Below are 13,526 nucleotides of genomic sequence, written 5' to 3' on the forward strand. Positions count from 1 at the left end.
CCAAACAAGGGATCGCCACTGCAGCGCATCCCACCAGGAAACACCAAGGAGAGACCGTTATGAGACTGGGTATCGACAGCCAGAAACTTCCCGAGTTCGTGAAACGCGGGCCGCTCGCAAGCCTTGACCTTGTCAAGGAGCTCGGCCTTTCGGGCCTGTTTTTCCCGACAGTTCTCGACATGAGTCCGATGCTCGACAGAACTGCACTCCGCGCCATCCGCGAGAAGGCCGACGAACTCGGCCTCTACATCGAAAGCGGCGTCGGCAAGATCAACCCCTATTGCAGCGCCGAGGCTCCGGAGTTTCGCGCGATCGGAGATGGCGACGTTATTCTGGGCTTTACTAGGATGATCGAGGCAAGCGTTTCCATCGGCTGCCGCGAACTATGGGTCTCGCCGGGCAACTTCAAATCCGAGTATCGTGGCAGGCTGGCGAACGACCGCTTCCGCACCGACGTCACCTGGGACGAACAGTTGCTTGCAATCGAGAAGGTGTTGCTGAAGCTCGCTCCCGTCGCGCGCGCCAATGGCGTCCATCTCAATATGGAAACCCATGACGAGATCACGTCCTTCGAGATCGTGCGATTGATCGATAAGATCGGTGAGGACTGCTTGGGCGTTGTCTTCGACACGGCCAACGGCCTGCAGCGCGGCGAACATCCAGTTTACGCCGCAAAACGCGTCGCGCCCTACGTTCGCCAGACCCACATCAAGGACGCCTATGTGGGCCACGCACCGGGAGGCCTTGATTTCCAGACCCGCCCCGTCGGCCGCGGTATCGTGGATTTTGCTGCGATCATTCCGATCCTGGCTACGGCGAACCCGGATCTCAATCTCTCGTTGGAAGTTGCAGCCTCCGTCGAAGACAAACCGCGCAAGGCCAATCCGCGCCAGTGCATCGAGATTGACGACCCCGCGTGGCGCGCTGCCCACCCGGACCTGAATACGGAAGAGCAGGAAGCCTATCTTTCCCTGGTCAGCACCTTCGAAAAGCGCGTTGCATCCGACGAGATCCCGGATTGGGAGACCTATGAGGCAAACAACTACGGCTACCCGACATACGAAAAGCAGACCTATGGCTTCGGCGCGGCGATAACGTTCATTCGTAATTCGGCCGAGCATATCCAGACGATCTGCGCCGACAACGGCATTGATCTTTCCGCACCCCTCACAAAACGGCAAGCGGCTTGATATTGTCTTGGACGAGGACGGCAGCGATCTCCGCCGTCCTCGTGCAAAACCCCAAGATCAAGTGGATTTCCAGTGCGTATCAATGTACGCACCAATATGTGTATGGATGTGATAAGATCGAGCGACCGGCCGCTCGACTGAGTACGGAGCAAGACATGAAGAAGACACGTCGGCAAAACCCTAAAGCCGCCAAGGCAACGAGCGCGGCAGAAGCCACTGAAAATGCCAATGACGACGTCTCCGAGCGCATCCGCACCACCCTTGCCAATGCCATCGGAGAAGGGGCGCTGAAACCCGGCACCAAAATCCTCGAAGATGCCATTGCCGACCATTTCGGCGTCAGCCGCACCGTCGTTCGTGGCGCGCTCGGCGTGCTGGAAAGCGACCATCTGCTGGAGCGCAAGCGCAATCGTGGCACCTTCGTCGCAGAGCCGGGCATCGAAGAAGCCAAGGCTCTGTTCGAGGCACGCCGCAAGATCGAACACGCGATCCTCGACCTTGTCATGTCCCGCGCCACCACTGAACAACTCGATGCGCTGGAAAAATTGACCGACGAGGAAGAGCACATCCACCACCACGGTGACGAAAAATCGAAGACGGTGCTTTCCGGAAAATTCCATATTGTTCTGGCAGAGCATGGCGGCAATGCCGTCATGACCGAAATGCTCTCCAAGATCGTCGCGCGCCTGTCCCTCGTCATGGCGCTCTACGAAGAAGACAAAAAGGACGATTGCGGCGCCGACCACCACCGAATGATCGTCGCTGCATTGAAGGCAAAGGACTTGGCCAAGGCGCAACAGTTGATGGATCACCACCTCGGCGATATCGAGGAGCGCGTAAGGCTGACAGAAGGTCAGGGAGATCGGCATACGTTCTTGGCGGTGTTGGAGAATTTTTCCTGATCATCTAGCCTTGAACCAAATCGAACCATTGACACGCGTTCCTAAGGAATTTTCATCATCCGTGGTATTCAGGACAGACGCCGTGAATCAATGGATAACGCATCCAGAACTTCCAAAGTCGATTGAAACAAGATCTGCGCGCCTGCGACCCTATGTTCGGGTTCGACATATTCCGCCTCATTATGACTAAGACCCTCTCTGCATGGTACAAAAATCATGGCGGTCGGAGCGAGGCGCGATATGTAGAGAGCGTCGTGAAACGCACCGGACACCATAGGCTTGAAGGCCAGTCCAAGGTCACGGGCCGCGGTTTCTATACTGTTGATGCTGATGCCGGAAAACGAGGCTGGGCTCATATCGAATGTCTTGTGAAGATCAATCTGGCATGACTGCGCGGCAGCAGACACCTTGAAGACGTCCAGAACTTCGGCTTCGATCGCATCGAGGCGGTCACTTTCTGGATGTCGCAGGTCGATCGTCAGGGTGACAGACCCTGGTATGGCATTGATCGAACCGGGATATGCGGCGATCCGTCCAACCGTCAGGCGTGCGTTTTCGTCCATCGGCATAATCGTGCTGTGGAGTGTGTGCAGCGCAGATGCGACAGCCACCATGGGATCGCGACGAAAGGTCAGCTGAGTGGTTCCGGCGTGCGCCGCCTGCCCCGTCACGGTAACTTCAAGCCAGCGCGTCCCTTGGATACCGGTAACCACCCCGATCGGAATGTTCTCCTTTTCGAGCGTTGGTCCCTGCTCGATATGCAGTTCGAGATAGCCTAAAATCGGAAAACACAGCTTTCGCTGCTTGGCAACGGGCAGCGCACCAAGTGTCTCAGTTAGCGCATCTTGAAAGGACACCCCGTCAGTCCCGCGGAGCTCGTGCCATTCTTCCGGTATCTGTCCGAGCGAAAATGCCATGGAGCCCATTGTTCCCGGCGCAAACCGACTACCCTCCTCATTTGTCCAGGCAACGACTTCAATTGGTACATCCGTCTCGACGCCACCATCTTCCAGCGTTTCAAGAACCTCGAAGGCGGCAAGTGTTCCCAGAGCGCCGTCATAGCGCCCGCCTGTTGGCTGGCTGTCGAGATGACTGCCGATCAGGAAGGGTGGGCTTGCCTTGTTTTTCCCTTCGCGGCGAATGAACAGGTTGGCCATCTTGTCCTGGAAGACTGTAAAACCCCTTTCGATGGCGAGACCTGCCAGAAGAGCGCGCGCCTTCCGGTCCTCTGGCGACAGAGCCTGCCGATTGACACCGCCCGCAGGCGTTGCCCCGATCGCGGCGAAATCATCAAGACGTTTCAACAGTCGCTCGCCGTTTACCTGCGTGTATTGTTTCATGGCCGCAGACCAGCGATAAAAGCGCTGACCCGCGCCTTTTCGACCTTGTTCCACCAGACGCCGTCGTACTTCAAAGAACTCGCCACGATGACGCCATCGACGATATCAAGAATGTCACGGGCGTTGTCTGGCGTCACGCCACTACCCACCAGTGTTGGCAATCCTGCGGCCTCTTTGATCATACGGATATAGTCAAGATCAGCCGCGTGTCCAGTCCGCTGGCCAGTTGCGATAATCGCGTCTGCGTCGAAGAAAACCAGATCCTTGACCTGTTCCTCGACCGGACGGTCGGCGACGATCGCGTGCGCGCCATGCTTTACGTGGGCATCCGCGAAAATCTTGATCCCATTTGCGCGAAGCTGTGCACGGTAGCGCATCGCGCGGGCCGCCTCGCCCTCGATAAAGCCTTCATTGGCAACATAGGCATTGGCCCACTGGTTGACGCGCACAAAACCGGCACCTGAGGCACTCGCAATGGCAAGTGCTGGAATGGCGGCATTGGCGAGCACGTTGATGCCGATCGGCCGGCCGAGTTCACGGCGAATGCGGTCGGAGACGACGGACATATGTGCAGCGGTTTCAGGACCGATATCGTCCGGCTTGGAAAACGGAATATCGCCATGGTTCTCGATGATCACGCCATCACAACCACCGTTGAGATAGGCACGGGCATCGTCTAGCCCCTGTTGATAGACATCCTCGACAGCTTCCCCTCTGTAGCGCGGTGCGCCCGGCAAGGGAGCCAAATGCACGACGCCGATGACGGCCTTGCTGCGTCCAAAGAGAGAAGTGATCGCATCGCCGGCACCTGGTCCAACGGGTTTTAAGGACTGTGTCATGCGCTTTCCGTTTCTGATTGTTTGATAAGAAATGATATTTCATCTACCGGCGGGCAAGAAGCGAGCGTGCCAACCCGCGTTACTGCCAGCGCCGATGCTGCGACAGCGACGCGAAGAGCGGCCTCTTGCCGCATGCCTTGGGCAAGGCATCCGGCAAACACACCGCACAAAACATCGCCCGCTCCGCTGGTATCGACAACATCAACTTTTGGCGCCGCGATATAAACCGGTTCGACGCTGGCGCTGCCGAGAAGAAGACAACCGCGCGATCCCAGCGTGACGATTACGCAGCCCGAGCCAAGACCCCTGATCGCGGCAGCCGCATCTTCCGGCCGGCGCGAGCCCGCGATTGACTGCGCCTCACCTTCATTGACAATGACGATGTCCACGGCCTCGAAACGGGGTTGCCCGTCCGGTGCCAGCGGGCTCGCGTTGAAAATTGTTGTAAGGCCCTTTTCCCGCCCGGCGCGCAGGCAGGCCTCGGTTATCGCAGGGGTAAGGTTAGCCTGCACCACCAGCACATTATCCGGTTCGACAATGTCTCCAAAGTCGGTTTGTGCCAGTGGGTCGAATGCCAATGCGCAAGAGACACCACTGAGGATCATGTTTTCGCCACTCGCGTCAACAGCCACCGTCGAGCGGTCGGTCGGCAGATCGAACTCGGTTAAACAGGCACTGTCGATCTCGCCCGCCAGTCCATTTCGAATCCAGCCGCCATTCGCATCCCTGCCGATAGCGGCCCAAAATGTGACCGGCGCTCCGGTCCGTGCAGCGGCGACAGCCTGATTGGCACCCTTGCCGCCGAGACCATCCGTATGGCTCGCCGCATTGCGCGTCTCGCCCGCTTGCGGCAAAAGGTCGAAACGGAATGTGGTGTCTATGCAGACATTGCCGACGACATGCACGCGCATGGCTCAGGCCTTCCCTGTCGCCCAGGCGAGCATCTGTTCGAACAACGTCTTGTAACCCGACCACGCGATGAAGCTCGATGGCAGCCAGTGTGGACCGACATCGGAGGTCCAGGCGACCGTGCGGCCCTTACCATAGGTTCCTGTTACCAGCAGCGGCTGAGAACCATAGTCCGTCGACACCGTCGCCAGAACATCGGCACCGTCTTTTACCGTCACTTCATTGTAACCGAGCAGGATAGGCCAGTCTGTTCCAAGACCTTTCAGAATCGGGTGGCTTGCATCGCCGGTGACCACGGGCGCAAAACCTTCCGGCACTTCGACACGATCGTCATAGGCAAGGCAGGAAACCGGTAGCACGTCTTCGACTGGCGTTTTGCGATAGCGCGCACCACCATTGATGCCCTGGAAGCTGTAATAGCCTCCAAACATCAGGAGCGCACCACCGTTCTGAACATACTCTCGCAACAGACGTAGACGGTTCGGTGTGGTCTTGGAGTGAATCCAGGTGTCGGGATGCAAAAGCAGTGTGTTGGCGCCGATATCAGACAGGATGATCGCATCATATGCTGACAGTGCCTCCAGCGATTGCGGGAAGTCACGCTGCGCTTCGTGCGCTGGCATGAACTGGACGTCGAAAGGACTGTCCTTGAGCGCGGCCAACAGCTCGTCTGCACCGGTATGATAGGTAACGGTCGGAAACTGGTCGAAGCCTTTGATATGGGTCGCCGTGGACACCCAGGATTCGCCCGCGAGAAGAACTTTGGACTTGGACATGAAAACTCCTTGGATATGTCGCTCAGCGTTTCAGATTACGCTGGAAAAAACGGATTTCGGATTGTCGATGAGCATCTGTTCGATGGCCTCTTGCTCGACGCCGTGTCGCTTCAGGCGCGGAAGGAAGTGCTTGAGGATGAAGCCGTAACCGAAGCCACCGTAGCGGGTGAGCATGATTTTCATAAAAACGTCCTGCGACAACAGAATACGGTCGGCGTATCCCATGTCGATCAGTGAACGGATGGCACGGGCATTCTGTTCGTCAGATGGCGATTGGGCATCCTGATCGGCATAATAGAAGTCCATGCCGATCATATCGTATTCCAGAAAAGCACCGCGCTCGGCCAGTGCCTTCTGGTAGGGCAGATCGTCATGGCTGGGGTTCATATGGCACAGGATAGTATGGCGCAGATCAGCACCCTCCTCCTCCACAACATCCAGAACATCGTGAGCCAGTCGCTCCCAGCCGGGAAGGTGGATGGACAGGGGCACGCCGGTGATCTTCGATGCCCGGGCAGCGCCCCGCAGCGACTTGCGTTCTTCGGCGGTAAAATCCTTGCTGACGCCGATTTCACCGATGATACCTGCCATGACCTCCGGCTGCGTTTCACCACCGCCGATATCATCGACGATAAACTGGGCGACCTCATCGACATCCATGGATTTCAGCCATTCGGGGTGGCTGAATTCAAGGTAAAAGCCGGTCCCCATCACGATTTTCAAACCGGACATCTTCGCGATCCGGGCAAGCTTCGCCGGCTCGCGGCCAATGCCGATATTGGTCGTATCGACGACCGTATGTCCGCCCAAGGCCTGAAACCGGCTCAGTTCCGATAGCGCCAGATCGCTGTCATCCAGCGAAACGTTATCGCGGTTCATATAGGGGTTCATCCGCAGCTCACCGATGATCTCGATGCTGACCTTCTGCTCGCCGATAGCCTGCGCCTCGGGATGGCAAGGGCAGCGCCAGGATTTGGCACCATCCAGCAGAATATGCTCGTGCATAAGGGTGATGCCCATGTTAGCGACTGGCAGAGCTCCGAGAACCGTCATCACTGTCCCGGATTTGACGCCGATTTCCACTCGCCCTCTGGGTGTCGTGCCGAACAGATGATCCATGTCTATTTACCCCTGACTGCGCCACGGAACAGGCGGAAATTGAGCCAAACGGCGATCAGGATGATGGTGCCAGTGACGATCGGTGTCAGGAACGGCGACATGTGCGCGAGGATGAGGCCATTGGCGATGACTGCGACGGTAAGCGCTCCGAGCACTGTCCCGATAAGTGTGCCGCGCCCGCCAAACAGGCTGGTTCCCCCGAGAACGACGGCGGCGATCACCTCGAGTTCAAAGCCCTGGCCAGCATTGGACGAGCCTGAGCCGAGACGTGCGGTGACGATGATACCCGCAAGTGCCGCAGCCGTGCTGGAGAGGATGTAAACGAACATCGTCGTGAAGCGGGTGTCGATGCCGGCGCGACGCACCGCTTCGGCATTGGCGCCGATGCCGGTGACGTAGCGTCCGAAGGGCGTCTCATTGAAGGTGATATGGGCGATCAGCAATATAGATAGCGCAATCCAGGCTGGCACCGGAACGCCCAGAAACCAGGAGCGGCCAATGACATTGAAAACACTGGCCGGATCGACGGGGATCGAGTAACCGCCAGTGATCAGGAGCGCCAGCCCACGGATGACAGACAGACCAGCCAGTGTGACGATGAAGGCGGGGATACGCTCATAGGCGATGAAAAAGCCCTGGATTGCGCCGATGATCGCACCCAACAACAGCATCACCAGGATGACCAGAGGCCATGCAAGACCGCCTTGGAGAGCGGTTGCCGACAATGTGGCAACGAGTGCCAGCACAGAGCCGACGGACAAATCGATGCCACCGGTGGTGATGACGAAGGTCATGGCGGCGGCAACGATCAGAAGCGGTGCCGACTGGCGGATGATATTTAGCAGGTTCGGCGCCGTGAGGAAGGCATCGGTGATGAACGAAAAGACGACGCAGACGACGATAAAGAAAAGGGCGATGGAGACGACACTGCCATTGGCCAGCAATTTTTCCCAGAGTGTCGCCTTGCGCAGGCGCGATGGCGAAACGTGCGAACCGGCATGCCCGGCTTGAGATGACGACGTGCTCATGCTGAAACTCCGTTTTCATTGCCGTGCCCGGCGGAGCGGGCAGAGAACTTGCGCCCGACGATCAGATTGACGACTTCCTCGATACTGGTGTCGCCAATCAGCCGCTCGGCGACATTGCGCCCTTCATACATGACCTGAATGCGATCGCAGACGAGGAACAGATCCTGCAGACGATGGGTTATGAGGATGACACTGACACCCCGCGCACTGACCGTGCGGATCAGTTCGAGCACGGCTTCGACCTCGGCTACTGCAAGAGCCGCCGTAGGTTCGTCCATAATGAGAACCTTGGGCTCGAACGATGCTGCGCGGCCTATGGCGATCGACTGGCGCTGACCACCAGACAGGTTTTCGACCTTCAGCCGTGTATCTGCAATAACGATTCCGAGCCGGTCGAGCATCTCGCGCGCCAAACCGTGCATTTTCTTCTTGTCGAGAAAAGACACGCCTAAAACATGACGACGCGGTTCGCGACCGAGAAATAGATTGCCCGCGACATCCACCGTGTCACAGAGCGAGAGGTCTTGATAGACCATCTCCACATGGGAGGCGCGCGCATCAGCCGGCGAGGAAAAAGAAACGACTTTGCCGTCGATCTCGATTGTGCCGCTATCGGGAATGACGGCACCCGACAGCACTTTGCTCAGCGTCGATTTTCCGGCTCCATTGTCACCCACTAGGCCCAGAACCTCGCCTGGCTTAAGGGTCAACGTGACGTTGTCCAGCGTTTGAATTGGGTTGTAGCGTTTCGAAATACCGGTCATCCGGACACGGTATGTTTCGCCGTCGGTCATGGTGGCGTTCCTGTTCATGGTGGCTTCAAGAAAGATTGCATCTTTTGCAGCTCCACCGCCCTTGTCCTAAACCCGCAAACGCAGAAAGGTAATGGCGGGGAAGTGCCGTAAATTCCGTCTCCCCGCGAGCAGGAAGACGATGGCCAATCGCCAGATGGGTATGGGCTTTGACCAAGAGACGCGCGCTTACTTGAACATGTCCTTGAACTTGGCAACGTTAGCCTTGGTGACGATCGTTACCGGAACGTTGATGATCGGCTCGATGGTTTCACCCTTTTTCAGCCTGGTCAAGGCTTCGACAGCCGCCTTGCCCTCACCTGCCGGATCCTGCTGGACGACGGCTGTAACCCAGCCTTCTTCGATACCCTTGACTGCCTGCGCGGTCAGATCCCAGCCAAATATCTTGACGTCTTTCTGGCGCCCCTGACTTTCGACGGCCGAGACGGCGCCGATCAACTGCGGCTCGCCGGTGGCATAGATCGTCGTCATGTCGGGATTGGCTGTCATCAGGTTCTCAGCGGCACCCAGCGCGACGTCCTGCTGGTTCTGACCATCAACCGTGTCGAGAAACGTAACAGTCTGGCCGCTATCTTTGACCGCCTTTTTGAACCCATCGAGACGCTGATTCTGGATGAAGGAATTGAGGGCGCCAACAATACCGGTCTTGGCTGTACCACCCATGTCGGTCTTCACATAATCAGAAAAGAACTTGCCGATGTCTTCACCGGCTTTGGCGTTGTCGACACCGATAAATGCGACATTGTCGCCGTCAGGAATTTGCGCATCGATAGCGACGACCGGGATGCCTGCGGTCTTGGCAGCCGTGATCGCCGGCTTCACACCATTGACATCAATGGCGACCAGAATGATTCCATCAACCTTCTGGGTAATATAGTTTTCGATCGCATCGTTCTGCGCGGCAGGCACGTTGTTTGCGTTGAAGATTACCAGTTTCGCACCGGCAGCATCTGCCGCCTTCTGCGCACCGTCATTGATCTGATTAAAGAACAAAGCCTGCTGGTTGATTGTAACCAGAGCAAAAGTGTCTGCGCTCGCGGATGCGACGCCGAAAGCAAGCGTGATGACGGCGGCTGCGGTGCTGTGAATTAAAAATCTTGAAAGGCGCATTCGGGTTCCCCTTGTTTTTCAAAACGGCCCGTAACCGGACCATCTGGCGCTTAAGCACAAGGGTATAATTCAAGAGACTTGAATCTTTGTCAAGTCTCTTGAAAATAGTTTTCCATAAGCAGGTTTTTAGAATGTGGCTGGCGTGTTGACCCAGAAAATGCTGGCCCGTTCCTGGCCTGTATTGCGATAATGGTGCGGCAGTTCTGAATTGAAGACAAAGGCATCACCCGCCGTCAGCATGTAGCTCTTTTTATCGACAATCAGCTCGATCGCACCCACGAGAAGATACCCGACTTCTTCGCCCGCATGCTGGATTGGACCAGCACTTTCACCACCCTCCTCGATGTGATGGATATTGCACTGAAGCAAATGGCCGGCTGAATAGGGTATAATCCGTTCCAGCGAAATCCCCTCACCGCGTCTTAAGGGATCAAGCGCAATCAGCGGCCGTGTGCCAGCACGGAAGACAATACCTTCCTCGCCGTCCGAATCTTCAAACATCCAACCGATATTCGTATCGAGCGCGCCCACCAAACGATGCAGCATGGGCAATGAAGGTGACGCTTTGCCATTTTCGATTTTCGACAGCAAGCTTTCAGAGCAGTTAGCGGCATCAGCAAGGGCCTTCAACGTCATACCCCGCGTCTGGCGAGCCAGCCGCAACCTCATCCCCAATCGCGCTGGATTAACGGCCTGCTCTAGAGGGTCACTGAAAATCTCTGTCATTAATCCTGGACCGCCTTCATTCTTTACAAGTGGACTCAAAGCCGGCTCTCTGCTGCGTTATCATAGCGGTTGGATGGCCCTGATCGATACCATTTATCACCAGACTTTCATGTCGATCAAGATGCTTGAATTCTACGCCGGATCAATTTTTGACAGGCACGTGGGATCCAGTGCCGTAAGAATCCAATTACCACCAGCTCACTTTTGCATCTTGATGCAGCTCCCTTAGCTCGACACGAAATGCCGTGATGACTCACAGTCATCAAAAACGTGCAGTGATGCAGGCGTTGCCTTCTGAGATGCGGCATTGTGGGTTCGCGTAATGAACAACGAGGTCGTGAGAACCAAAATGGCTACACCAAATGAAAAGTTGGCTGACGCCCTGCAAGCTCTTAAAACATTGCAGGATGGCGGGCGCCGAATATTCAAGTCCGACGAGTTCAGCCGACTACACCGAGAGCGCCTTACACGGAGCGGATTTCTCCAAGAAGTCATCCGCGGCTGGCAAATGTCAACGGGGCCCCAGTCCCAAGACGGCGACACAACCCGTGGTACGCTTCATTTTGGGAGTTCTGCTTCCTATATTACAACGACCGCTTTGGACGGGAATGGCGTGCGCATCATCAGCGATATGGCGGGAGATTTCGCTCAGATGCTGGGTCATGGCATGGGTGTCGCACCACGGCATGACCAATGCGGCGGCCTTACCAAGCTTTGGACAAATTGCACCGAAGATGTAGGCCGACCTTGTACGTTGATCATGCGGCGCTGTAGGCCGTGTTCCACGTTTGGCCCAGCGGCGCGTGATCTTGTTCTTCTGGCCGATCCGAGCCTCATCCTGGAACCAGATTTCTACTCGTTTTCCTCGGGCTGCTCCGGCGGCAATGTCTGCCACTGCGGCGGGGAAGCTTTTTTAAAATCCACGATAGCTTGGGGGTCTTGAGCATGATGCCGCGGTCGGGCCGTGAGCTTACGATAGCCCAACGCCTGCAGTTCGCGCCCACGCGTCTGGCGGCTCACCGAGATACGGTGCTCCTGCCAAAGCCATTGCATCAGATCGACAAGTCTCCAGCGCACGACCCCATCGAGATAGGGAACGGGACCTTTCTCAACGACCTCGATGAGTGATTTGCGCTGCTTGTCGCTCAACAGCGGCTCACGGCCTTTGGCCTTTCTGGTCTTCAGACCGTCTGGACCGGACTGGTTGAAGCGCTCGACCCAATCGCGGACGATTTGCAAACCGACCCCGCCCATAGAAGCGGCTTGCCTCCGCGATCCGCCTTCGTAGATCACCGACAAAGCAAGCAATCGCCGGGACAAGTCCGCGTCTCGGCTTTTTCTGGCAAGCTGACGCAGGCCCTCAGCGGTGTAGTCCCGACGAATATCGAGTGCCGTTCCCATGGCGAAATCTCCTTCCGCCATGTTGAATCATGATTTGCTTCAAAACGGAATCCCGTGAGTCAAATTCATAAGGCACTGGTATAAATCGTCTCCCCTGGACCATCATGCGAACGGCTGATGATGCGACGATGCTCGCATATGATCAGACCTTCTGCTGCAACAGCGATGCGATCTGGGTAAACACGAACGCTGACAGGCCGATTGGCGAAGGATGCCGGAACACTGTAGCGATTACGATCAAAGTGGACGAGACCCCTCTCGGCGATGCAAGCATCGCCTGCCGGCAGTGGGTCGGGGAAACCCGCTTGGTATGTTCGACAAATCCATCGAAGACACGTGCTGTTGGCATGAGAGCCTGCGCTTCCTCAGCCCATAGTTAAGCGATGGTCCGACGCATCTTTCCATGCGGGGTCTGCTGCCAAACCCCTTTGCATCGAAGCTCCAGCCAGTCGTTCAGGGCTTCCAGTGATGGAAAGCGTGGTGTTGGTTGAAAGAACCGGTGGCGTGAATCCTGGACATTCTTCTCGACCTGGCCTTTCTCCCAGCCAGACGCTGGATTGCAGAATTCCGGTTCATAGAGGTAGTGGCTGGCCATTGCCATGAAGCGGACATTGAAGTTGCGCTCTTTGCCGCGACCTATTTTGTCGATTGCCGTACGCATGTTGTCATAAATGCCACGTCGAGGAACGCCGCCAAAGACACGGAATGCGTGGTTATGGGCATCAAACAGCATCTCGTGTGTTTGGAGAAGATACGCCCGGACGATGAACGCGCGGCTGTAGCTCAGCCTCGTATGGGCCACCTGCAGTTTGGTGCGTTCATTGCAAATGATTGCCCAGTCTTCCGACCAGTCGAACTGAAAGGCTTCACCGGGGTCAAAGGCCAACGGAACGTATGTCCCACGCCCCGAGGTCTGCAGTTCTCTCTGAAGATCAGCCTTCCATTCCAGAGCAAATGCAGCAACTCGCCCATACGACCCATCATAGCCAAGGCTCACCAAGTCGGCATACAACTGCTTCATCGTCCGCTTCTACTTGCGGTTCTTCTTCGCTTCTGTCCTCAGCCAAGCCGTTAATCGATCAGCAAAAGGGTCAAGTTTACTCGGTCGCTCTGGAACTCTGAACTTCGGTTCCACACTCCCCAGACGCAGGTATTTGCGGACCGTATTCCGAGACAGACCGGTCCTGCGACCAATCTCTCGGATCGATAAATGCTCTCGAAAATGCCAGCGTCGGATCACGCTCAATAACGCCATGTCGATCACTCCGTAGCCCTCGCTGAAAACACGCAGGGCAGGTTCAAACATGGGTCAATTCTCGATGGAAATATCCTATGCTACCGGGTCAGTTCTCAGTGGCAATCAACAACGCCGAG

Annotated in this window: 14 protein-coding genes and 1 pseudogene; 3 read left to right on the forward strand and 12 right to left on the reverse strand. The window is 56.6% G+C overall.

What is annotated here, in order from left to right; genetic code table 11:
• Positions 1-59: 59 nt before the first annotated feature.
• Complete coding sequence (locus tag EKM04_RS13965; RefSeq protein WP_183897947.1) at positions 60-1,190, forward strand: sugar phosphate isomerase/epimerase family protein; 1,131 nt, start codon at positions 60-62, stop codon at positions 1,188-1,190.
• 155 nt (positions 1,191-1,345) lie between these two features.
• Complete coding sequence (locus EKM04_RS13970) at positions 1,346-2,092, forward strand: GntR family transcriptional regulator (protein WP_183897946.1); 747 nt, start codon at positions 1,346-1,348, stop codon at positions 2,090-2,092.
• A gap of 68 nt (positions 2,093-2,160) precedes the next feature.
• Here the strand turns inward: EKM04_RS13970 and EKM04_RS13975 are convergent, their stop codons facing one another.
• The 9 genes from EKM04_RS13975 to EKM04_RS14015 form a co-directional block, all read right to left on the reverse strand.
• Complete coding sequence (locus tag EKM04_RS13975) at positions 2,161-3,432, reverse strand: Zn-dependent hydrolase (protein WP_183897945.1); 1,272 nt, start codon at positions 3,430-3,432, stop codon at positions 2,161-2,163.
• A complete protein-coding gene (locus EKM04_RS13980; protein ID WP_183897944.1) occupies positions 3,429-4,271 on the reverse strand; it encodes a BtpA/SgcQ family protein in 843 nt (280 codons plus the stop codon). Before EKM04_RS13980 ends, EKM04_RS13975 begins: the two co-directional genes overlap by 4 nt.
• The gene (locus EKM04_RS13985) at positions 4,268-5,182 is read right to left on the reverse strand and encodes a ribokinase (protein WP_183897943.1); all 915 of its coding nucleotides are present in this window, start codon (positions 5,180-5,182) and stop codon (positions 4,268-4,270) included. The genes EKM04_RS13980 and EKM04_RS13985 overlap by 4 nt, the downstream gene beginning before the upstream one ends.
• A gap of 3 nt (positions 5,183-5,185) precedes the next feature.
• Complete coding sequence (locus tag EKM04_RS13990; RefSeq protein ID WP_183897942.1) at positions 5,186-5,956, reverse strand: glutamine amidotransferase; 771 nt, start codon at positions 5,954-5,956, stop codon at positions 5,186-5,188.
• Positions 5,957-5,986: 30 nt separating this feature from the next.
• Complete coding sequence (locus EKM04_RS13995; RefSeq protein WP_183897941.1) at positions 5,987-7,075, reverse strand: phosphotriesterase family protein; 1,089 nt, start codon at positions 7,073-7,075, stop codon at positions 5,987-5,989.
• 2 nt (positions 7,076-7,077) lie between these two features.
• Positions 7,078-8,103 carry an ABC transporter permease gene (locus EKM04_RS14000; protein ID WP_183897940.1) on the reverse strand — a complete coding sequence of 342 codons (1,026 nt, stop codon included), beginning with the start codon at positions 8,101-8,103 and terminating at the stop codon, positions 7,078-7,080.
• On the reverse strand, positions 8,100-8,897 hold the full coding sequence (locus tag EKM04_RS14005; RefSeq protein WP_183897939.1) for an ATP-binding cassette domain-containing protein: 798 nt from the start codon (positions 8,895-8,897) through the stop codon (positions 8,100-8,102). Before EKM04_RS14005 ends, EKM04_RS14000 begins: the two co-directional genes overlap by 4 nt.
• A gap of 186 nt (positions 8,898-9,083) precedes the next feature.
• The gene (locus EKM04_RS14010; RefSeq protein WP_183897938.1) at positions 9,084-10,025 is read right to left on the reverse strand and encodes an ABC transporter substrate-binding protein; all 942 of its coding nucleotides are present in this window, start codon (positions 10,023-10,025) and stop codon (positions 9,084-9,086) included.
• Positions 10,026-10,151: 126 nt separating this feature from the next.
• Positions 10,152-10,661: a helix-turn-helix domain-containing protein gene (locus EKM04_RS14015; RefSeq protein WP_234911071.1), complete on the reverse strand. Its 510-nt coding sequence runs from the start codon at positions 10,659-10,661 to the stop codon at positions 10,152-10,154.
• Between EKM04_RS14015 and EKM04_RS23165 the strand changes: the two genes are divergently transcribed.
• Positions 10,570-10,980 (forward strand): hypothetical protein, encoded by a 411-nt coding sequence (locus EKM04_RS23165; protein WP_234911072.1) that lies wholly within the window; start codon positions 10,570-10,572, stop codon positions 10,978-10,980. The two genes, EKM04_RS14015 and EKM04_RS23165, sit on opposite strands and share 92 nt — an antisense overlap.
• 282 nt (positions 10,981-11,262) lie before the next feature.
• On the opposite strand, the gene EKM04_RS23065 is transcribed toward EKM04_RS23165, so the two are convergent.
• From EKM04_RS23065 to istA, 3 genes and pseudogenes are all read right to left on the reverse strand, one after another.
• Positions 11,263-11,646, reverse strand: coding sequence for a transposase (locus EKM04_RS23065; protein WP_183897937.1), 384 nt, complete (start codon positions 11,644-11,646; stop codon positions 11,263-11,265).
• Positions 11,604-12,152 (reverse strand): helix-turn-helix domain-containing protein, encoded by a 549-nt coding sequence (locus EKM04_RS14025; protein WP_183897936.1) that lies wholly within the window; start codon positions 12,150-12,152, stop codon positions 11,604-11,606. Before EKM04_RS14025 ends, EKM04_RS23065 begins: the two co-directional genes overlap by 43 nt.
• Positions 12,153-12,232: 80 nt before the next feature.
• Positions 12,233-13,407: pseudogene (istA, locus tag EKM04_RS14030) on the reverse strand (IS21 family transposase); the annotation flags it as partial.
• Between the last annotated feature and the right edge of the window lie 119 nt (positions 13,408-13,526).

The sequence above is a fragment of the Rhizobium skierniewicense Ch11 genome (assembly GCF_023757665.1).
In the GTDB taxonomy this organism is placed as follows: Bacteria; Pseudomonadota; Alphaproteobacteria; order Rhizobiales; family Rhizobiaceae; genus Agrobacterium; species Agrobacterium skierniewicense.